Annotated in this window: 17 protein-coding genes and 1 riboswitch; of the genes, 13 read left to right on the top strand and 4 right to left on the bottom strand. The window is 72.5% G+C overall.

What is annotated here, in order from left to right:
* Positions 1–179: 179 nt before the first annotated feature.
* Entirely contained in the window at positions 180–3,713 is a 3,534-nt protein-coding gene (gene mfd / locus B079_RS0122705) for a transcription-repair coupling factor (RefSeq protein ID WP_018548140.1), read from the top strand.
* A 143-nt stretch (positions 3,714–3,856) separates the two neighbouring features.
* Here mfd and B079_RS0122700 read toward each other — a convergent pair whose 3' ends face one another.
* Positions 3,857–4,486 (bottom strand): TetR/AcrR family transcriptional regulator, encoded by a 630-nt coding sequence (locus tag B079_RS0122700; protein WP_026248964.1) that lies wholly within the window; start codon positions 4,484–4,486, stop codon positions 3,857–3,859.
* Between the two features lie 114 nt (positions 4,487–4,600).
* Here B079_RS0122700 and B079_RS0122695 point away from each other — a divergent pair, with 114 nt between their 5' ends.
* The 3 genes from B079_RS0122695 to B079_RS0122685 all read left to right on the top strand — a co-directional run bounded on the left by B079_RS0122695 (position 4,601) and on the right by B079_RS0122685 (position 7,217).
* Positions 4,601–5,476 carry an SCO6745 family protein gene (locus tag B079_RS0122695; RefSeq protein WP_018548138.1) on the top strand — a complete coding sequence of 292 codons (876 nt, stop codon included), beginning with the start codon at positions 4,601–4,603 and terminating at the stop codon, positions 5,474–5,476.
* 173 nt (positions 5,477–5,649) lie between these two features.
* On the top strand, positions 5,650–6,366 hold the full coding sequence (locus B079_RS0122690) for an HNH endonuclease family protein (protein ID WP_026248963.1): 717 nt from the start codon (positions 5,650–5,652) through the stop codon (positions 6,364–6,366).
* Positions 6,367–6,473: 107 nt separating this feature from the next.
* Positions 6,474–7,217, top strand: a complete 744-nt coding sequence (locus tag B079_RS0122685) for a GNAT family N-acetyltransferase (protein WP_018548136.1) — start codon at positions 6,474–6,476, stop codon at positions 7,215–7,217.
* Between the two features lie 9 nt (positions 7,218–7,226).
* Here B079_RS0122685 and B079_RS0122680 read toward each other — a convergent pair whose 3' ends face one another.
* Together B079_RS0122680 and B079_RS0122675 are read right to left on the bottom strand one after the other, a co-directional pair.
* Positions 7,227–7,964, bottom strand: coding sequence for a hypothetical protein (locus tag B079_RS0122680; protein WP_018548135.1), 738 nt, complete (start codon positions 7,962–7,964; stop codon positions 7,227–7,229).
* Between the two features lie 149 nt (positions 7,965–8,113).
* Positions 8,114–8,800, bottom strand: a complete 687-nt coding sequence (locus B079_RS0122675; RefSeq protein WP_018548134.1) for a hypothetical protein — start codon at positions 8,798–8,800, stop codon at positions 8,114–8,116.
* A gap of 190 nt (positions 8,801–8,990) precedes the next feature.
* On the opposite strand from B079_RS0122675, the gene B079_RS0122670 reads away from it, so the two are divergent.
* The 3 genes from B079_RS0122670 to B079_RS0122660 all read left to right on the top strand — a co-directional run bounded on the left by B079_RS0122670 (position 8,991) and on the right by B079_RS0122660 (position 13,672).
* Positions 8,991–11,396 carry an N-6 DNA methylase gene (locus B079_RS0122670; protein WP_026248962.1) on the top strand — a complete coding sequence of 802 codons (2,406 nt, stop codon included), beginning with the start codon at positions 8,991–8,993 and terminating at the stop codon, positions 11,394–11,396.
* Positions 11,397–11,522: 126 nt separating this feature from the next.
* Complete coding sequence (locus B079_RS0122665; protein ID WP_018548132.1) at positions 11,523–12,140, top strand: hypothetical protein; 618 nt, start codon at positions 11,523–11,525, stop codon at positions 12,138–12,140.
* A gap of 65 nt (positions 12,141–12,205) precedes the next feature.
* Positions 12,206–13,672 carry a serine/threonine-protein kinase gene (locus tag B079_RS0122660; protein ID WP_234016859.1) on the top strand — a complete coding sequence of 489 codons (1,467 nt, stop codon included), beginning with the start codon at positions 12,206–12,208 and terminating at the stop codon, positions 13,670–13,672.
* A 16-nt stretch (positions 13,673–13,688) separates the two neighbouring features.
* Here the strand turns inward: B079_RS0122660 and B079_RS0122655 are convergent, their stop codons facing one another.
* Entirely contained in the window at positions 13,689–14,132 is a 444-nt protein-coding gene (locus B079_RS0122655) for a hypothetical protein (RefSeq protein WP_018548130.1), read from the bottom strand.
* Between the two features lie 251 nt (positions 14,133–14,383).
* Between B079_RS0122655 and B079_RS0122650 the strand changes: the two genes are divergently transcribed.
* The 6 genes from B079_RS0122650 to B079_RS0122625 all read left to right on the top strand — a co-directional run bounded on the left by B079_RS0122650 (position 14,384) and on the right by B079_RS0122625 (position 20,768).
* On the top strand, positions 14,384–15,211 hold the full coding sequence (locus tag B079_RS0122650; protein ID WP_018548129.1) for a glycoside hydrolase domain-containing protein: 828 nt from the start codon (positions 14,384–14,386) through the stop codon (positions 15,209–15,211).
* Between the two features lie 141 nt (positions 15,212–15,352).
* Positions 15,353–15,991, top strand: a complete 639-nt coding sequence (locus B079_RS0122645; RefSeq protein ID WP_018548128.1) for a SurA N-terminal domain-containing protein — start codon at positions 15,353–15,355, stop codon at positions 15,989–15,991.
* A 131-nt stretch (positions 15,992–16,122) separates the two neighbouring features.
* Positions 16,123–17,109: a nucleoside triphosphate pyrophosphohydrolase gene (locus B079_RS0122640; RefSeq protein ID WP_026248961.1), complete on the top strand. Its 987-nt coding sequence runs from the start codon at positions 16,123–16,125 to the stop codon at positions 17,107–17,109.
* Between the two features lie 50 nt (positions 17,110–17,159).
* On the top strand, positions 17,160–18,452 hold the full coding sequence (locus B079_RS0122635; protein WP_018548126.1) for a cytochrome P450 family protein: 1,293 nt from the start codon (positions 17,160–17,162) through the stop codon (positions 18,450–18,452).
* A 206-nt stretch (positions 18,453–18,658) separates the two neighbouring features.
* Positions 18,659–19,693: a transglycosylase family protein gene (locus B079_RS0122630; RefSeq protein WP_018548125.1), complete on the top strand. Its 1,035-nt coding sequence runs from the start codon at positions 18,659–18,661 to the stop codon at positions 19,691–19,693.
* A gap of 192 nt (positions 19,694–19,885) precedes the next feature.
* Positions 19,886–20,059: riboswitch (cyclic di-AMP (ydaO/yuaA leader) on the top strand.
* A 4-nt stretch (positions 20,060–20,063) separates the two neighbouring features.
* Positions 20,064–20,768: a transglycosylase family protein gene (locus B079_RS0122625; RefSeq protein ID WP_018548124.1), complete on the top strand. Its 705-nt coding sequence runs from the start codon at positions 20,064–20,066 to the stop codon at positions 20,766–20,768.
* Positions 20,769–21,101: the final 333 nt, after the last annotated feature.

Below are 21,101 nucleotides of genomic sequence, written 5' to 3'. Positions count from 1 at the left end.
GGGCGGGGTCGGGTGGGCAAATCGGGGGTCCAGGGGGCAGAGCCCCCTGGTACACGAGCGGAGGTTGTCCACAGCCCCGACCAAGCCCAGCGGCAGCGACGTACGCTGGAACGTACCCCCGGCCCGTGAAACGAGTCGGGCCGTTCGCGTTCCCCTTCCCTGGACGGAAAGCCCCTCGCATGAGCCTGCACGGTCTGCTGGACGCAGTAGTCAAGGACCCCGCCCTCGCGGAAGCGACCACGGCGGCAGCGGACGGCAACCGCACGCACGTGGACCTCGTAGGTCCCCCCGCCGCCCGCCCCTTCGCGATCGCCGCCCTCGCCCGCGAGGCCGCCCGCCCGGTGCTCGCCGTGACGGCGACCGGCCGGGAGGCGGAGGACCTGACCGCCGCGCTGCGCTCCCTGCTGCCCCCGGAGGGCGTGGTGGAGTACCCCTCCTGGGAGACGCTTCCGCACGAGCGCCTCAGCCCCCGCAGCGACACCGTGGGCCGCCGCCTCGCCGTCCTGCGCCGCCTGTCCCACCCCCGCCCCGACGACCCCGAGACCGGCCCGGTCTCCGTCGTCGTCGCCCCCGTGCGCTCCGTGCTCCAGCCCCAGGTCAAGGGCCTGGGCGACCTGGAGCCCGTCTCGCTCCGTACCGGCCAGAGCGCCGACCTGAACGAGACGGTGGAAGCCCTCGCGGCGGCGGCGTACGCGCGCGTGGAGCTGGTGGAGAAGCGCGGCGAGTTCGCCGTACGCGGCGGCATCCTCGACGTCTTCCCGCCCACCGAGGAACACCCCCTGCGCGTCGAGTTCTGGGGCGACGACGTGGAGGAGATCCGCTACTTCAAGGTCGCCGACCAGCGCTCCCTGGAGATCGCCGAGCACGGTCTGTGGGCCCCGCCCTGCCGCGAGCTGCTGCTCACCGAGGACGTACGCGACCGCGCGCGGGCCCTCGCTGAGGACCACCCCGAGCTGGGCGAACTGCTCGGCAAGATCGCCGAGGGCATCGCCGTGGAGGGCATGGAGTCCCTGGCGCCGGTCCTGGTCGACGACATGGAACTGCTCATCGACGTGCTCCCCAAGGGCGCCATGACCGTCGTCTGCGACCCGGAGCGGGTCCGTACGCGCGCGGCCGACCTCGTCGCCACCTCCCAGGAGTTCCTGCAGGCGTCCTGGGCGGCCAGCGCGGGCGGCGGCGAGGCGCCCATCGACGTGGGCGCGGCCTCCCTGTGGTCCATCGCGGACGTGCGCGACCGCGCGCGCGAGCTGGACATGATGTGGTGGTCGGTCTCGCCGTTCGCCGCCGACGAGGAACTGGACGGCGACACGCTCAAGCTCGGGATGCGCGCCCCCGAGGCGTACCGGGGCGACACCGCGCGCGCTCTGGCCGACACCAAGGGCTGGCTGTCCGACGGCTGGCGCACGGTCTTCGTCACCGAGGCCCACGGCCCGGCGGCCCGTACGGCCGAGGTGCTGGGCGGCGAGGGCATCGCCGCCCGCCTGGACCCCGACCTCGGCGAGCTGAGCCCGTCCCTGGTGCACGTCTCCTGCGGCTCGATCGACCATGGCTTCGTGGATCCGGCGCTCGGTCTCGCCGTCCTCACCGAGACCGATCTGACCGGCCAGAAGGCCGCGGGCCGCGACGGCGCCCGGATGCCCGCGCGCCGCCGCAAGACCATCGACCCGCTCACCCTGGAGACGGGCGACTACATCGTCCACGAGCAGCACGGCGTCGGCCGCTACATCGAGATGGTGCAGCGCACCGTCCAGGGTGCCACCCGCGAGTACCTGGTCGTGGAGTACGCGCCCGCCAAGCGCGGCCAGCCCGGCGACCGGCTCTACATCCCGACCGACCAGCTGGAGCAGATCACCAAGTACGTCGGCGGCGAGGCCCCCACCCTGCACCGCCTGGGCGGCGCCGACTGGACGAAGACCAAGGCGCGCGCCAAGAAGGCCGTCAAGGAGATCGCGGCCGACCTGATCAAGCTGTACAGCGCGCGCATGGCCGCCCCCGGCCACGCCTTCGGCGGCGACACGCCCTGGCAGCGCGAGCTGGAGGACGCCTTCCCGTACGCGGAGACCCCCGACCAGCTCACCACCATCGCCGAGGTCAAGGAGGACATGGAGAAGACGGTCCCCATGGACCGCCTGATCTGCGGCGACGTGGGCTACGGCAAGACCGAGATCGCGGTCCGCGCCGCCTTCAAGGCCGTCCAGGACGGCAAGCAGGTCGCCGTGCTCGTGCCCACGACCCTGCTGGTGCAGCAGCACTTCGGCACCTTCTCCGAGCGGTACTCGCAGTTCCCGGTGAACGTGCGCGCCCTGTCCCGCTTCCAGACCGACGCCGAGGCCAAGGCCGTCCTGGAGGGCCTGAAGGACGGCTCGGTGGACGTGGTGATCGGCACCCACCGGCTGTTCTCCTCCGAGACCAAGTTCAAGGACCTCGGCCTGGTCATCGTCGACGAGGAGCAGCGCTTCGGTGTCGAGCACAAGGAGCAGCTGAAGAAGCTGCGCGCCAACGTGGACGTGCTCACCATGTCCGCCACGCCCATCCCGCGCACCCTGGAGATGGCGGTCACCGGCATCCGCGAGATGTCCACGATCACCACCCCGCCCGAGGAACGCCACCCGGTCCTCACCTTCGTCGGACCGTACGAGGAGAAGCAGATCGGCGCCGCCATCCGCCGTGAACTGCTGCGCGAGGGCCAGGTCTTCTACATCCACAACCGGGTCGAGTCCATCGACCGCGCCGCCGCCCGGCTGCGCGAGATCGTCCCCGAGGCGCGCATCGCCACCGCGCACGGCCAGATGTCCGAACAGGCCCTGGAACAGGTCGTGGTGGACTTCTGGGAGAAGAAGTTCGACGTCCTGGTCTCCACGACGATCGTGGAGTCCGGCATCGACATCTCCAACGCCAACACGCTCATCGTGGAGCGCGGCGACAACTTCGGCCTCTCCCAGCTGCACCAGCTGCGCGGCCGGGTCGGCCGTGGCCGCGAGCGCGGGTATGCGTACTTCCTGTATCCGCCGGAGAAGCCGCTCACCGAGACCGCGCACGAACGCCTGGCCACCATCGCCCAGCACACCGAGATGGGCGCGGGCATGTACGTCGCCATGAAGGACCTGGAGATCCGCGGCGCGGGCAACCTGCTCGGCGGCGAGCAGTCCGGGCACATCGCGGGCGTCGGCTTCGACCTGTACGTCCGCATGGTCGGCGAGGCGGTCGCGGACTACCGGCGCCAGCTGGAGACCGGCGAGATCGAGGAGGAGCCGCCGCTCGAGGTCAAGATCGAGCTGCCGGTCGACGCGCACGTCCCGCACGACTACGCGCCCGGCGAGGGGCTGCGCCTCCAGGCGTACCGGGCCATCGCCGCCGCCAACTCGGAGGAGGACGTCAAGGCCGTCCGCGAGGAACTCACCGACCGCTACGGCAAGTTGCCCGAGCCGGTGGAGAACCTGCTGCTGGTCGCCGGGCTGCGCATGCTCGCGCGGGCCTGCGGGGTGGGCGAGATCGTCCTCCAGGGCAACAACATCCGCTTCGCGCCGGTGGAGTTGCGCGAGTCGCAGGAGCTGCGGCTCAAGCGGCTGTACCCGGGCTCGCTCGTCAAGGCGAACGCGCACCAGGTGCTGGTGCCGCGCCCCAAGACCGCGAAGGTCGGCGGCAAGCCGCTGGTCGGGCGCGAACTGCTGGGCTGGGTGGGGGAGTTCCTGGCGTCGATCCTGGGATCGTGACGGTCGCGGGGCGGTGACGGCTCCACGGGTTCACGGCTCCGCAGTTCTACGGCTCTGATGGCGGGCGCGTCTCCCTCTGGGGGCGCGCCCGTCGTCGTGCCGGTGCCGGTGCCGTAGTGGGCGGGCCGGGCCGGGCCAGGCCGTCAGGTCGTGGCGGGTCGGTCCCCGGCGGCCCGGTCCTCGTCCGCCGAGTGGAACAGCATCGCCGTGAGTGCGTGGAACACCTCCTCGGGGTCCTGGCCGCCCACCGGTGCGTCGAGGTTGTGGCCGAGCAGCAGGGTGGCGAAGCCGTGGGCCAGGGACCAGGCGGCGACACTGGCGAGGCGCGCGTCCGGCCCCCGGTCGCCGGGGTCCACGGCGGCGACGACGGCGCTCAGCGCGTCACCGGCCAGGGCGCGGGCGGTGGTCAGTTCGAGATCGTCGGCGCGCAGCAGCTCCGGGGAGAACATCACCTGGAAGTGCGCGGGGTGCTCGCGCGCGAAACGGACGTAACGTACGCCCGCCTCCCGCAGGTCCGGCGCCTCCCGCACGGCCTCGGCCAGCAGCCCGAACCCTTCCGCCGCGATGGCGGTGAGCAGCCCGGTGCGGTCCTTGAAATGGTGCGCGGGCGCGGCGTGCGAGACCCCGGCCCGGCGGGCGAGGTCGCGCAGGCTCAGCCCGGCGGGGCCTTCGGCGGCGATGGCGTCGAGCGCGGCGGTGAGCACGGCACGCCGCAGATCGCCATGGTGATACGACGAACGCCGCCCGGCGGACGCCGACTTCGAAGAACTCATGCGTACCAGAGTACGCCCGATCTAGGCATTGACAAGTTTTGCCGGTCCCGGCAATCTGGACAGTGTCAAGTTCGGGCGGCCCGTCCGGGTCGCGTACGGGGGAGGAGTCACGGCATGTCCGAGGAAACCGTGGGGACGGCACGCGTGCGCCAGCTCTGGCACCTGCTGGAACCGTTCCACGCGCTGCTCTACTACGCGCCCGAGGTCGACCGGGAGTCGGCGGCGCTCGGGTACGACACCGGGGACCGCTGGCCGAGCTACTTCCCGCTGCGTGCCGCCCCCTTGGGCCCGGTCGGCGCCGAGCGGGTGACCTCCGCGTTCTACAGCTTCAGCCCGCGCATGGTCGCCCGGCACATGGACGGCGCGTGGGACGTCGCGGCCCCGGGCGAGGTGCTGGCCGCCCGGCTGCGCGGCATCGACGGCGCCTACCGGGCCGTCCTCGGTGACCGGGTCGACAGCCCAGAGCTGGCCGAGGCCGCCGCGCTCGCCCGGCAGGCCGCCGAGGCGGCGGGCACCGAGGGCCGCCCCCTCGCCGCCGCCAACGCCGAACTGCCCTGGCCCGAGCCCCCGCACCTCCAGCTGTGGCACGCGGCCACGATCCTGCGCGAACACCGGGGCGACGGCCATCTGGCCGCCCTGCTGATCGCGGACCTCGATCCGGTCGAGTCGCTGGTGTCCTTCGCGGCGATAGGCGCCGCGTCCGTGGAACGCTTCGAGAGCCGCGGCTGGAGCCCCGGCGAGTGGAAGGCCGCGCGCGAACGCCTCGCCGGGCGCGGCCTGGTGGAACCGGACGGCATGGCCACGGACGCGGGCCGCGCCCTGCGCCGCCGCGTCGAGGAGCACACCGACCGTCTCGCCGCCGCCCCGTGGCAGGCGCTCGGGGCGCCCGCCGCCGACCGGCTGGCCGACCTGCTCGGCGACCACTGGGTCGCGGTCCTCTCCTCCGGTCTGCTCCCCTCGGAATCGACCCTGGGGATAGGCACCGTGTGAACAAGGCGCGCGAACTCGTGGAGGCAGGGAGGAACATGAGCCCCTGATACACCCGATGCCCCTGAACGCCCCTCTTGTTCCTGTTCGTCAGCCACCGCCCGGCGGCTACGGTAGAGGGCGGATCGAACCGTCCGCACCGGTGGACGGGCAGGCGCGAACGAGGGGGGCGCACCGTGAGGCGCTTGTGGGGCGGGGCGGTCATCGCCATGGTCATGACGGCCGCCGTGACCGGATGCCGGACCGAGCAGACCAAGGGCTCCTCCGGCCCCGAGGAGACCGGAGCCACCGGCGCGGCCCTGAGCGCCGCCGAGGCACTGCCCGTCAAGGGCCGCGCGCCGAAGACCGGTTACGCCCGCGACCGCTTCGGCAGCGCCTGGGCGGACACCGACTCCAACTCCTGCGACACCCGTGACGACATCCTCAAGCGCGACCTGAAGGAGGTGAAGTTCAGCGGAGGCCAGTGCAAGGTGACCTTCGGCATCCTGAAGCCCGACCCCTACTCCGGCAAGACCATCACCTACCAGCGGGGACGCAGCCTGGTCGACATCGACCACGTCGTCGCCCTCTCGGACGCCTGGCAGAAGGGCGCCAAGTACTGGGAGCCCAGCAAGCGCATAGCCCTCGCCAACGACCCCCTCAACCTCCTGGCGGTCGACGCGAGCACCAACCGGGGCAAGGGCGACGGCGACACCGCCACCTGGGTACCCCCGGAGAAGTCCTACCGCTGCAGCTACGTCGCCGCTCAGGTCGCCGTCAAGAAGAAGTACGGCCTCTGGGTCACTTCCGCCGAGAAGACCGCCATGAAGAAGGTCCTGACGACCTGCCCCGGCCAGAAGCTCCCGTCGGGCGGCAACCCGACGAAGGCCCCGTCGCGCTTCCGGGCACGCTGAGCGGTGGCAGGGCAGCGGCGTCGCGGTAGGGCGCCGGTGTCGCGGTAGGGCCCGGTGGGCCGGGAAAACCGTTTCCCGGCCCGGCCCGTCAGACCTACGGTGACCGCATGGACGTGCAGGTGAGCAGCCTCGCCGACCGGCCCGAACGGCTGGCGGCGGTGCTGGAGATGGCCGACAGCTGGCCCGAGTTCGTGACCCACGACCCGGTGGGCACCGCCCACTACGGCCGCATCCCCGTCGAACTGCCCGCGTACGCGCTGTTCGCCGAGGACGAGCACGGCGAGGTCGTCGCCCATGCCTTCAGCGTGCCGTTCGCTCTCGCCGCCGAAGGACGCGGCGCGCTGCCCGCCCGGGGCTGGGACCAGATCCTGCTCTGGGCCTTCGCCGACCTGCGCCGGGACACCCGCCCCGACACGGTCTGCGCGATCGCCGTCGTCATCGCCCCGCACGCCCAGGGCCGTGGACTGTCCGCCGTCATGCTCTCGGCGCTGCGGGACAACGCCCGGGCCCGGGGCTTCGCGGAGGTGGTCGCTCCCGTGCGTCCCAGCGCCAAGCACCTCGAACCCCGCACCCCGATGACCGAGTACGCCCACCGGCTGCGCCCCGACGGGCTTCCGCACGACCCCTGGCTGCGTGTGCACGCCCGGGCCGGTGCCACCGTGGACTCCGTCGCCCCCGCGTCCATGACGGTCGCGGCCTCCCTGGAGGAGTGGCGGCGCTGGACCGGTCTGCCGTTCGACACCCGGGGCGCCGTGGAGGTGCCCGGTGCCCTGTCTCCGGTCCACTGTGAACCGGAGCGGGGGTACGCGGTGTATGTGGAGCCCAATGTGTGGATGCGGCACCGGCTTTGAGGCGCGGGGTCAGTCGCCCAGGGTGTCCAGGTCGATGATCTTGCCCGCGGGCTTCTTGGCCTCGACCGGCTTCTCGTAGTCGCGGAAGGAGAGGTGGACCGGCTCCTTGGCGCCCGCGGAGCTGTCGACGCGCAGCAGGTAGGGCTTGCCCTTGGTCGCCACGTAGAGGGTGTAGCGGTCCTTGCCGTCCTTCTCGTGGAGGGTGAGGGCCGGGGTGCCGTCTATGGTGGTGGTCTTGCCGCGGGTGGCGTCCGAGTTGACGTCGGTCGCCCCGGCCAGGACCGAGTCCAGATCGCAGAAGCCCGCGATGTCCTTGGCGTCCTTGCCGGTCGCCGCCATCTTGGTCCACTTGTCGGCCATCATGTTCACGACCGCGTCGGTGTCGGCCTTCGACTCGCCCTTGCCCTGGTCGCGCAGGAACGCCTCGTTGTACCGCATGTAGACGGTGTCGCCGCTCTTGATCAGGTCGGCGCTGCCCTTGCCGCCCATGCCCATCGTGCCGGCGCACTCGCCCTTCTTGCTCAGGGCCATGTCGATCTTGATGTCCTCGCCGCCGTCGGCGAGGGTGCCCTGCATCCGCAGGGTCGACGCCTTGGTGGTCGTCTTCATCGCACGGTCGGCTATCTCGCCGCCGCTCAGCCCGGCGAACGGTCCCTTCGGCGCCGCGTCCGCCCCCGGCAGACAACCGGTGAGCCCGGCGGCGGCAGCGGTGGCGAGGCAGACGGCGGCAAGTGCGGTACGGCGCATGTCGGTTCCTTGAGATGAGGTGTGACGAGAGGAAGTGAAGTGGGGTGAAGCGAGGTGGAGGCAGTCAGGTGGAGGCAGTGAGGCGGGAGGGAGTGGAAAAGGCAGGGGAGAGCAGCGGAGTGCGGTGCGGGGGCGGCGGTGACGCCGGGTCAGCGCGTCTTCTTCCAGTCGCCGCAGCCGGTCGTCCTGAAGTAGCCGTCCGTGGCGCGGACCGTGACGACGGCCGTGCCGGTCACGTCGTCCTCGGCGAGAACCGAACCGGGCTCGTGCGTAGCGTCCTCGGTGCGCTCCCAGGAACAGGAGCCGGGGGCGTTGCCGCTCGACCGGTAGGTGCCCGGCACGATGTCGGCGCCGACCCGGAACATGCCCCCGTCGCCGTCCATCGAGGTACCGGGCCTGCCCCTCGGCGCGACCGGCACGGCCCGCCACTGGGCGCAGCCGCTGGACTTGAACAGCTTGTCCGTGGCCTCGACGGTGACATACCCGGTGCCGCCCACGCTCCCGCCGGCCAGCGCCGACCCCAGGGAGCCCGAGGCGTCCTCGGCGCGCTCCCAGCGGCAGTGGCCGCCGGTGTTGCCGGTGGTGCGATAGGTGCCGGGCCGGATGTCGGCGCCGACGCGGTACGCACCGTCACCGCCGAAGGCGGCCGTTCGTGCGCCCGGTCCGGTGTCGCCGCCGGGCCCGGCGCCCTCGGCACCGTCCTCCGACGAGGCGGAGGGGCCGTGGTGCGGGCCGTCGGGGCCGCCGTCCGTTCCCTGGCCGGCGTTCGCGGACACGACACCGATGACGACGACCCCCAGGGCGGCGTTCAGCGCGATCCTGCCCTTCAAGCCCATGACGATCCCCTCCCCGATGCGTGCGACCGCCCCCTCCGGCTGGTCGCTCGTTCGCTGGGTCAATAAGAGCAGAGCCTGTGAACCGAGTCAACACGGTTTACAGGGCATGGGTAGTGCACAGCTGTGAATCGGTAAGTCTTGCGTGCCTCGGTATGCTCGGTGCACACACGCGACGAGGGGAGTGGAGCCGGTGCAGGACAACGCGACAGAGGTGACCGCGGCGGGGATCGCCCGGCTCGCCGGTGTGGGCCGGGCCGCCGTCAGCAACTGGCGGCGCAGGCACGGTGACTTCCCCAAGCCGGTCGGCGGTACCGAGACCAGCCCCTCCTTCGCCCTCGCGGAAGTCGAGGCATGGCTGCGCAAGCAGGGGAAACTCGCCGAAGTGCCGTTGCGCGAGCGGGTCTGGCAGCAGCTCGCGGGGCACCCCGAGGGCCCCGTCACCGCCCTGGTGCACGTGGGCTGCGTCCTGCTCCTCATCCAGGAACGGCCCACCGTCTGGCTGGACGTCAGCGCAGGCTCCGACGAGCGCCTGGCCGCGATGCTGCCCGGCGCGCTGAACGAGGTGATCGGCCCGCGCTTCGGCATCGCGCCGAAGCGCGGTGTTCACACGCGCCGCCCCGAAACGGGCCCCGCCGCTGTGAACACCCCACACGCCGTGAACACCCCGCACCCCGTAAACAGCCCCCCGCCTGTGAACAGCCCGCTCCCTGTGAACGGCCACCCCGGCGCGAACACCCCGCCGCCGTCCGCCTCCCCCGCCGCTGTGAACACCGGCCCCGCCGCTTATACCGCCGCGCCTGTTCACACCGCGCCCGTGCACACCCCACCCGTTCACACCGCGCACGCCAACACCGCGCCTGCCAACACCCCACCCCCCACCCCCGCCGTACACACCCCCACCGGCCCCCAGCTCCTCCCCTCCGCCCCCCTCCTGCGCGGCGCAGCCGAACTCGCGGGGGAGCTGGGGGCGCGGCAGACCTTCGAGTTCCTGCTGGGCCGGCACCTGGACGCGAACCCGCGCCAGTACACGCTCACCCCCGCCGAACTCGCCGGGCTCATGGCGGACCTGGCCGACCTGACCGGCCCCGCCCGCACCGTTCTCGACCCCGCCTGCGGCACCGGCGCCCTGCTGCGCGCCGTCGAATCCCGCCCCGACCAGGCCCTGTACGCCCAGGACAGCGCCCCCGACCTCGCCGCGCTCACCGCGCTGCGGCTCGCCCTGCACAGCCGGGCGACCGTCCGGGGGGCCGTCGGCGACACCCTGCGCGCCGACGCGTTCCCGGAGCTGCGCGCGGATGCCGTCCTGTGCCATCCGCCGTTCAACGAGCGCAACTGGGGGCACGACGAGCTGGCGTACGACCCCCGGTGGGAGTACGGCTTCCCGGCGCGCACCGAGTCCGAGCTGGCCTGGGTGCAGCACGCGCTGGCCCGGCTGGCCGACGGCGGCACCGCCGTGCTGCTGATGCCGCCGGCCACGGCCTCGCGGCGTTCCGGGCGCCGTATCCGCGCCGATCTGCTGCGGCGGGGCGCGCTGCGTGCCGTCATCGCGCTGCCGGTCGGGGCGGCGCCGCCGTACAACATCCCGCTGCACGTCTGGGTGCTGAGCAGGCCAGGGCGTACGCCCGTGACGCCCGAGGTGCTGCTCGTGGACACCGGCCGGTTCGCCGGTGAGGCGCGCGGCGGTCCGGACTGGCAGGCGGTGCGGGACGCGGCGCTCGACGCCTGGCGCGACTTCGCGCGCGCGGGGCGGCTCGCGGAGCGCCCCGGGCTCGCGCGTTCCGTGCCGGTCATCGAACTCCTCGACGACGACGTGGACCTGGCCCCGGCCCGCCACCTCCCGCCCCCGGCCGCCGCGGACGGCGCCGAACAGCTCGCGGAGGTCCGCGAACGCCTCGGGGAGACCCTGCGCCTGACCGCCGAACTGGCCCCGCCCCCCGCCGCCCCCGCGCCCGCCACCCGCTGGCCGCTCACCACCGTCGGCGAACTCGCGCGCGGCGGCGCCCTCGTCCTGCGCACCGGCGCGGCACCCGGCACCCCCGGCACCTCCGGCCTCCCCACCCCCACCCCCGGCACCGGCTTCGTCGGCCACCCCGCGGCCACGCCCACGCCCACCCCCACCCGCCTCCCCGTCCTCACCGACCACGACGTCCTCGCCGGATCACCCCCCTCCGGCACCCTCACGGACGGCGACGACGAGACGGTGCTGACCGAACCGGGCGACGTGGTCGTCCCCGTGCTCGGCGGCGGCTCGGTCGCGCGCGTGGTGGACGAGGCCACGGCGGGCGCCGCCCTCGGCCGCAACCTCGTGCTGCTGCGTCCCGACCCGGGCGCCCTCGATCCATGGTTCCTCGCCGGGTTCCTGCGCGGCACCGCCAACAACCGCCAGGCCAGCAGCTACGCCTCCACCGCCACCCGGCTCGACGTGCGCCGTCTGCAACTGCCCCGGCTCCCGCTCGCCGAACAGCTCCGCTACGGCGCCCGGTTCCACGCCCTGGACGAGTTCGAGCGGGCGCTGCGCCACGCGGGACGGCTCGGAGAGCAGCTGCTGCGCGGTATGTACGACGGGCTCACGGACGGCACCGTCGCACCGGAGTGACCTGCGGTCAGGCGGGCGCGCGGAACATACCGGAGGCCCGGACAACGGTTCGGTACAACTCGTAACGCCTTGTCGGTGTCGGCCTATACGCTCGACCTCCGACAACGAACCGGTCCGGGAGCAGTCATGTACGGCCACGGCGCGCAGCCGCCCACCCGCGGCGCGGGGACCGTCATCGCCCTTCGGGTGTTCATGACGGCCTGTGCCCTGCTCTCGTGCGGCTTCTTCGCCTGCGTGCCGCTGTTCCGGGCCGCGTTCCTGCGCGGGCGGTGGTACGACTGGCTGGTGGCCTGGGCGAGCCTGGTGCTGTCCGTCGGCTGTGTCGCCGTGATCGGCGAGGTGCCGGAGACGGACCCGAGGAGCGACGCCGCGGCGGCCACGATCCTGTTCGTCGCCCTGGCCGCCGCCGTCTACTACCTGGTCGTGGACATCGGTCACCACAACAGGGCTTTCCAGCACGCGGGTTACGCGCCCCCGCACGCCCGGACGGCGCCCATGGCGTACGGCTACCCGCCCGCCCCGCCGTACGCGACCCCGCCCGCGCCGATGCCGCCCCCGCACCACGCCGACCCGGCGGCACAGACGTACGCACCCGCGCCGCCGCCCCACCCCGTTCTCCCGCAGAACCTCCCGCCCCAGCCGCCCAGCCGCCCCGCCCCCGCACGCATCGACCAGGTGCGCGCCGAGCTGGACGAGCTGAGCGACTATCTGCGCAAGCACGACGGCCACGAGGGCGGACGGTGACGGTGACACAGGGACGGGTGATCGCGGCCCGGTACGAACTGGCCACCCTCATAGGCCAGGGCGGCATGGGCCAGGTCTGGACGGCGTACGACCGCCGACTGGACCGGCGGGTGGCGGTGAAGCTGCTGCGCCCCGACAAGGTGGCCGGGCAGGAGGCGGACGAGCTGCGCCGCAGGTTCCTGCGCGAGTGCCGGGTGACCGCGCAGGTCGACCACCCGGGCCTGGTCACCGTGCACGACGCGGGCAGCGAGGGCGAGGAGCTGTTCCTCGTCATGCAGTACGTGGACGGCGCCGACCTCTCCGACCATCTCGCGGAGCACGACCCCTACCCGTGGCCGTGGGCGGTGACGGTCGCCGCGCAGCTGTGCGCGGTGCTGAGCGCGGTCCACGCGGTGCCGATCGTCCACCGCGACCTCAAGCCGCGCAATGTGATGGTGAAGCAGGACGGCACGGTCACCGTTCTCGACCTGGGCGTGGCCTCGGTGATGGACACCGACACCACCCGCCTCACCCACACCGGCTCCCCGATCGGCTCGCCCGCCTACATGGCGCCGGAGCAGGCGATGGGCGGCGCGGTCGGCCCGTACACCGATCTGTACGCGCTCGGGGTGCTGCTGCACGAACTGCTCAGCGGGGAGGTGCCGTTCGCCGGGTCCACCGCGCTCGGCGTGCTGCACCGGCATCTGTACGAGCCGCCGCTCCCGGTGCGCAGGCTGCGCCCGGAGGTGCCGGAACCGCTGGAGCGGCTGGTGCTGCGGCTGCTCGCGAAGGACCCGCAGGACCGTCCGGCCTCCGCGCAGGAGGTGTACGAGCACCTGGTGCCGCTGCTGCCCGCGCGCGGCACCCCCACCGGTGCGCCGCTGGACCCCACGCGCCCCTTCCTGCGCCCGCACGCCCCCTGGCCGGACCGCGCCCGCATCCCGGCGCCGCAGCCCGCGCAGGTCGCCCCCACGCCACCGGTGGACGACAAGCCGGACGTGGCGGCGGCCGTGGACGAGGTCAAGCGGCTGCTGGGGGAGGGGCGCATCACCCAGGCCGTCGACATCCTGGGCGCGATCCTGCCCGCCGCCGCCGAACAGCACGGCGAGCACTCCCCGGTCGTGCGCACCCTGCGCAAGCAGTACGCGGCCACGCTCCTGGACGACGGCCAGTACCGGCGCGCGCTGCCCGAACTGCGCCGCCTCGCCGACGAACGCGCCGCCGAGGCGGGCCAGGCCGACCCGCAGTCCCTGCGCCACCGCTACGAGGCCGCGCAGTGCCTGGAGCAGCTGGGCGAACCGGCGGCGGCGCTCGCGGAGTACCGCGCGCTGCTGCCGTACTACGAGAACCGGTACGTCTCCGGCGACCCCCAGCTCGCCCACGACGTCCGCCGCCGCATCGGCCATCTGCTGCTCGCCCTGGGCGACCGCCCGGCCGCCCACGACATGCTGGCGCGGCTGCTGATGGACGTGGAGCGGGTGCACGGCATGGGCCACCCGCTGGCCGCCGACATCCGGCGCACCCTGCAGTGGCTGGGCCAGGTGCGGGGCTGAGCGCGCGAGCGCAGGCTCAGCGCGTCATCGGGAGCGCGGCGACGAACTTCGGGCCGTCCTTGCGGTGCTGGACGGGGAAGAGCACCTTCAGGCTCTGCTCCTGACCCTCCAGGGTGAGATGGGTGAGGTAGGTCAGACCGAGGAAGCCCTTCTTCGTCCTGCCCGTGGAGAGGTACGGCCGGGGGAAGTTGACGAGGAGCTTGCCCGGCTTGCCGCCGTTCGGGCCGTCGAAGAACAGGACGCGCTGGTCGGTCAGGACGAGGTACATCGGGCGGGGCCTGACCGTGGCCATCACGGTGCCCGCGCTGAGGATGCCGACCACGGCGGCGGTGAGCACCTGCTTCTTCACGGAGACGGTGCCGACGGCCGCCAGGCTGGTCATCTCCACCCGCTCGTCCGGAAGAAGCAGGGGGGTCGCCGCTTCGAGCAGCTGTCGTTCACGGCGGGCGCTGATGGCCATCTGGGACTCCGAGGATGGTGCGGGAAAAGGGGGTGAAGCGACGGGGAGACCTGCCGGGAGCGGCGCGAGTTGTACGGCATCGGCCCGGTGCCCGGACATTTTCCCGATCCATGGCATGTCCTTGTAAAAGTCGTGGACAAGCACGGGGTTTCCGTTTCCTCGCACACGCGTGCCGTCGACTACGTTGCACGCGACGGACGCCGACGCGTCCGTCCGTTCGTTCGCGCACACGCGTACACAGGGGTGGGGAAATGGCCGGACACCGGCAGTCGAAGAAGGTCAGACACCTCGCGTGGACGGCGGCCGGCGCGGCCGTCGTGGCGGGGGCCGGAGTGGCGGCCACGGCGTCCATGGCCGCGACGACCTGGCCCGCGCAGAAGACGTTCACCGGGCGGGCCTTCGACACCTGCACCGCACCCTCGCTGTCCACCATGAAGGCGTGGCACACCGGCTTCTACGGCGCCGCCGCCGTCTACGTGGGCGGCAAGAACCGCGGCTGCGCCCAGCCCAACCTCACCGCCTCCTGGGTGAAGTCGGTCAGCGCGCTCGGCTGGAAACTCATACCCCTCTACGTCGGTGCCCAGCCGTCCTGCCAGACCGGTTCCAACCCCGAGAAGATGACGGCCGCCGACGCCGCCTCCCTCGGCGCGTCCGACGCCGCCGACGCCGTGGCCAAGGCGTCCGCGCTCGGCATGAAGAAGGGCAGCCCCGTCTATCTGGACATGGAGCCGTACGACACGACGAACAAGGCGTGCAACGACACCGTGCTCACCTATGTGCGCGCGTTCGACAAGGCCCTGCACGCCAAGACCTACCGCGCGGGCTACTACGGCTTCACCAGCTCCAGCGCCAAGGCGATCGCCACCGCGTCCGACACGAGCGACCTGCCGGGCAACCTCTGGTACGCGCTGTGGGACAAGAAGAACACCACCACGTCCGACTGGCCCTGGGACGCCCAGCGGTTCACCGGCCACAGCCGCGCCCACCAGTACATGGTGAACAGCAAGGAGTCGCACGGCGGCGTCACGCTCACCGTGGACCGCGACGCCTGGGACGCGCCGGTGGCCATCACGGGCTGACACCCCCGCCGGAGTGACGCGGCGGTGCCCGAACTCGTGGTGAATCGTTGGTCCGATGGGTTGGCCGGAGCAGTTCGGCTGCCTACCATCGATCACCGCAAGACCTTGTGCACCGCCGCACAAACTCCTCAGGAGGTCCCCTTGCACCGCCGCCGTCGTACCGCGTTCGTCCTCTCCGCCGCGATCGTCGCCGCGGCCCCCCTCCTCACCGCCTGCGGGAGCGACGCGCACCCGGGCGCGGCGGCGGTCGTCGGCGGGCAGCGCATCACCGTCGCCCAGCTGGAGAGCCGGGTGAACGAGGTACGCGCGGCCCAGCGGGCCTCGGCGCCCGACCCGGCGCAGTACCAGCAGGTCCTCGCCTCCAGCGGCAGCCTCACCCGCGACACCCTGCACACCATGGTCCTGGACCAGGTGCTGGCCCGCGCCGCGCACGACGCGGGGGTCACCGTCTCCCGCAAGGAGGTCCAGAAGCTGCGCTCCGACCTCGAACAGCAGGCGGGCGGCGCCAAGGGCCTGGAGGCGGCGTGGCTCCAGAAGTACGGCATCGCCCCCGAACGTCTCGACGACAACCTCCGCCTCCAGATCGAGGCCCAGAAGCTCGCGGCCAAGCTCGGCACCGACACCACCCAGCCCGCCTTCTGGAAGGCCCTGTCTCAGGCGTCGAAGAAGCTCCGCATCGACCTCAACCCGCGCTACGGCACCTGGGACACGACCAAGAGCAGCCGGGTGGACGTCAGGACACCATGGGTGCGGGACGCGTCGGCGGCGCAGTCGGCCTAGCGGCTGAGGCGGCCTGGCGGGTCGGCTGCTCAGGCGGCCACAGCGGTGGCCGCGGTCCTACGATCACAGGACTCCCCGGCCCCTGTGGACAACTCGCGACGCCCCCGCGCACCGTGGGTTACGTTCGGATCGTGAACGCAACCAGCACCGAAGCCGCCCCCGGCCGCATCGTCCTGCTCACCACCAGCCACCGTGTCGCCCCCGGCCTGCTGTCCTGGCCCGCCTGGCAGGCCCTGCACGCCGCCGACGCCGTGCTGTGCGCCGACGGCGCGCACCCGCAGGTGCCCTATCTGCGCGAGGCCGGAATAGCGGTGTCGGAGGCGGCCCCGACCGCCGAGGAGCTGGTCGACGCCTGCGCGGGCGGGCGCACGGTGGTGGTCGTGGCCACGGGCGAGGGCGAGCCCGCCCTGACCGACGGCCTGGCCCGCCTGGCCGGGTCGGGCCGGGTGCGGATGCCCGACCTGGAGCTGCTGCCCGCCTCCTACGACCTGCCCGGCGCCCGCCTCCTCGACCTGGTGCAGGTCATGGACCGCATCCGCGCCGAGTGCCCGTGGTCCTCCCGGCAGACCCACGAGGGCCTGGCCAAGTACGGCATCGAGGAGGCGTACGAACTGGTCGAGGCGATCGAGGCGGGCGACCGCGAGGAGCTGCGGGAGGAGCTGGGCGACGTGCTGCTCCAGGTCGTCTTCCACGCCCGCATCGCCGCCGAGGACCCCGATGTCCCCTTCGACATCGACGACGTGGCCGGGGGCATCGTCACCAAGCTCATCCACCGCCACCCGCACGTCTTCGGCGACGAGACGGCCGAGACCCCGGAGGACGTCAAGCGGCACTGGCTGCGCACCAAGGCCGAGGAGAAGCGGCGCACCTCGGTGACCGAGGGTGTCCCGCTCGGCCAGCCCGGTCTCGCGCTGGCCGCCAAGCTCGCCTCCCGCGCCCGCACCGCCCACCTGGACGTCCCCCTTCCTCAGGGCGACGGCATCGGCTACGAACTCCTGGCCCTGGCCGCCCGCGCCGAGTCCGAGGGGGTCGACCCCGAGACGGCACTGCGAGCCGCCGCACGGACCTACCGGGATGCGATACGTACGGCGGAGGGGAACGGTTCAGACGCCGCGTAGCGAAGAGCCTGGCCGGGTGCCCCGCCCGGCCCCCGGGATACCGTCGACCTGTGACCGATCAGCCCTCCTGCGACCGCCCCGGCGAGCCCGCCCCCGACCTCTTCACCTGGGAGTTCGCCACCGACCCCTACCCCGCCTACGCCTGGCTGCGCGAGCACGCGCCCGTGCACCGGACCAGGCTGCCCAGCGGGGTGGAGGCCTGGCTGGTCACGCGGTACACCGATGCCCGGCAGGCGCTCGCCGACGCCCGGCTCAGCAAGAACCCGGCGCATCACGACGAGCCCGCGCACGCCAAGGGCAAGACCGGCATCCCCGGTGAGCGCAAGGCGGACCTGATGACGCACCTGCTGAACATCGACCCGCCGGACCACACCCGGCTGCGCCGACTGGTCAGCAAGGCGTTCACCCCGCGCCGGGTGGCCGAGTTCGCGCCCCGGGTGCAGGAGCTGACCGACGACCTCATCGGGTCCTTCGCCGCGAAGGGCTCCGCCGACCTCATCCACGACTTCGCCTTCCCGCTGCCGATCTACGCCATCTGCGACCTGCTCGGCGTCCCCCGCGAGGACCAGGACGACTTCCGGGACTGGGCGGGCATGATGATCCGTCACGGCGGCGGCCCCCGGGGCGGGGTGGCGCGCTCGGTGAAGAAGATGCGCGGCTATCTGGCCGAGCTGATCCACCGCAAGCGGGCCGCGCTGCCCGCCGAACCCGCCCCCGGCGAGGACCTGATCTCGGGCCTCATCCGGGCCTCGGACCACGGTGAGCACCTCACCGAGAACGAGGCAGCGGCCATGGCGTTCATCCTGCTGTTCGCCGGCTTCGAGACCACCGTGAATCTGATCGGCAACGGCACTCTCGCCCTGCTCACCCACCCCGAGGAGCGCGTCCGCCTCCAGCGCTCCCTGGCAGCCGGGGAGACGGGCCTGCTCCAGACCGGAGTGGAGGAACTTCTGCGCTACGACGGCCCGGTGGAGCTGGCCACCTGGCGGTTCGCCACCGAGCCGCTCACCCTCGGCGGCCAGGAGGTCGCCGCCGGAGACCCGGTGCTGGTGGTGCTCGCGGCGGCGGACCGCGACCCCGCGCGCTTCCCCGACCCGGACGTGCTGGACCTCGGCCGCGCCGACAACCAGCACCTCGGCTACGGCCACGGCATCCACTACTGCCTGGGCGCCCCGCTCGCCCGCCTGGAGGGGCAGGCCGCGCTGGCCACCCTCTTCACCCGGCTGCCCGATCTGCGCCTCGCCGTCGAACCGGCCGAACTGCGCTGGCGGGGCGGGCTCATCATGCGGGGACTGCGCACGCTCCCGGTCGAATTCACGCCGATCGGGCCGCAGCACAACTGAGCTGGACCGCAGCGCGATCCGTCAGCCCTACCCACGGAACACGCACCGGCAAACAGGAACATGACGGACACTCAACGATGTGATCTTCACGTGATCTGTGCGGCATGAACTTGTGACAAGCGATCGTCTGCCTATACGTTCACCCATCAGTGTGGCGCCGAGCACCACTCGCCACGCCGTACTGCTGTCGTACGAAAGGCCCCCGTATGCTCTCCGGGAACGGTCGTCACCGTCGCCCCCGCCAGGCTCCGGCGCTCCTCGTCGCGGCCGGTGTGACCACCTCCGCCATCGCGATCCCGCTCCTCGGCGCGGCGAGCGCCCACGCGGCCGACGGCACCACCTGGGACAAGGTGGCCGAGTGCGAAAGCGGCGGCTCCTGGAGCGCCAACACGGGCAACGGCTACTACGGCGGTCTCCAGATCTCGCAGGAGGACTGGGACAAGTACGGCGGCAACCAGTACGCGGCCACCGCCGACCTGGCCAGCCGCTCCCAGCAGATCTCCGTCGCCGAGAAGATCCTCGCCGAGCAGGGCACCACCCACTGGGCGACCTGCGCCCTGACGGCCGGTCTGACCTCCGACTCCGCCTCGGTGAACGTGGACACGGGAGTCGCGGACACCGCGTCCCCGAGCGCCGGTTCCTCCGACGGCAAGGGCAAGGACAGTGCCTCGCCGTCCGCGTCGGAATCCGCCGGTAAGTCCGGCTCGTCCGACTCGGCCGAGCCGTCGGACTCGCCCTCCGCGTCGGCCTCGGACGACTCCTCCGCCGACGCGTCGGCCAAGCCGTCCAAGGGCAAGGACAAGGACGCGGACGCCAAGGGCTCCGGCAAGGACAAGGACGCCACGTCCGGCGCCTCCGCCTCCGGCGGCGACGCGGGCACCTCCGGCGACTACTCCGCCCCCGCCTCCGAGGAGTCCGACGACGCCTGGCAGGACGGCGGCTCCTGGAGCCTCGTCGACACCGGCGCGCTCACCGGTGGCGGCCGTCACCGGGGTGGCAGCGCGGACGAAAGCGTGACAAGCGGTCAGAAGGCGGACAACAGCGGGCGCCACGCCCTGCCCTCCGCGACCACATACACCATCCACGAGGGCGACACGCTGGAATCCATCGCCGACTCCCTTGGTGTCGACGGCGGCTGGCAGGCGCTCTACTCCGCGAACAAGAAGACCATCGGTGGCGACCCGGACGCCCTTGTCCTTGGTCAGAAGCTCAAGGTGCCCGGCGGGGCGGAGGGCAAGTAGCCCGATTCGAGGCGGGATTGACGTCCCTCTTCTGGCCGTATGTCCTATTTGGCGAAAGTGTGGGATGAGTCTCAGAGGCCCTGATCGTCTTTGAAATTCCCCTCTGTCCGTGTCTACGGTCGGTCCGCTCGTCACCACGAGCCCCGATGACCGGCACGCCGAATCCTGCCAGCGGTCACCCGGGAACAGTCGACGCGTCAAGCGCCGCCGGCAGGAGCGGGGGAACCAAGGTAAGTGCCCCGACCGGTGATTGACACCGGGACGGGCTTGGGGTGAAGCCACCTTCTCCACGACGGGGAGGGTGGCCGGGCAACTCAACCGGCCCGAACCCGACAGCTCACCTCGCAGGCGTCGGTGAGGGGATCGATCCATGCTGCTTTCCAGCAAGGGCACGCACCGTCGCCCGGCCAAGGCCGTCCGCACCCTCGCGCTCGCCGGTGTCGCCGGCGCCGCGATCGCCGGTCCGCTGATGACGGCCGGCAACGCCTCCGCCGCCACCGCCTCCGAGTGGGACGCCGTCGCCCAGTGCGAGTCCGGCGGCAACTGGGCCATCAACACCGGCAACGGCTACTACGGCGGCCTCCAGTTCTCCGCCGCCACCTGGGGCGCCTACGGCGGCGCGCAGTACGCCGCCACCGCCGACAAGGCCACCAAGGACCAGCAGATCACCATCGCGGAGAAGGTCCTCGCCGCTCAGGGCAAGGGCGCCTGGCCGGTCTGCGGCACGGGCCTGTCCAGCACGCCGTACAGCTCCACCGCCGCGAGCACCCCGTCCACCACGGCGAAGACCACCACGGACACCGCCAAGGCCACGACGGACGCCGCCGCGCGCACCACCGCCCCCGAGACCGCCTCGCGCTCCGCGAACCGTCCCGCCGCCACCGTCACCACCCCGACCGGCCAGAAGGTCAAGAAGGGCGACGGCGAGTACAAGGTCGTCAAGGGCGACACGCTCAGCACCATCGCCACCCGGCACCACGTCAAGGGCGGCTGGAAGAAGCTGTTCGACCTCAACAAGGACATCGTCCAGAAGGCCGACCTCATCTACCCCGGCCAGATGCTGCACCTGAAGTAGCGGCCCCGCGCGCCGCCCGCTCGACGAGCGGCGCCCCCGCACCCGCTCACCGCACCGCCGCCCCCGCATACGGCCGCGGTGAGCCCCCTCCCCCCACCAGGCCCCGCACCGGTGCGTGTTCCCCCGTACGCGCCGGAGCGGGGCTTCGCGGCCCCGTCGGCCGCCCCGGAGGCCCGTACCCGCACCGCCTCGCACCGGCCGTGCGGCACCCCGCTGGCCAGACCCCCCGGCACCCCTTTGTTCCGGGCGTGAACAATGAGTACGGTCTCCCTGTCCACGGGACGGTCGGTCGACGGCCGACACCCCGGGGACGGTTAGGCTCTAGTCGCAAGG

This window comes from Streptomyces sp. LaPpAH-108 (genome assembly GCF_000373625.1).
Taxonomy (GTDB): Bacteria; Actinomycetota; Actinomycetes; order Streptomycetales; family Streptomycetaceae; genus Streptomyces.
Note: the sequence above shows the minus strand (reverse complement) of the source record. Positions and strands in the feature narration are given on the sequence as shown.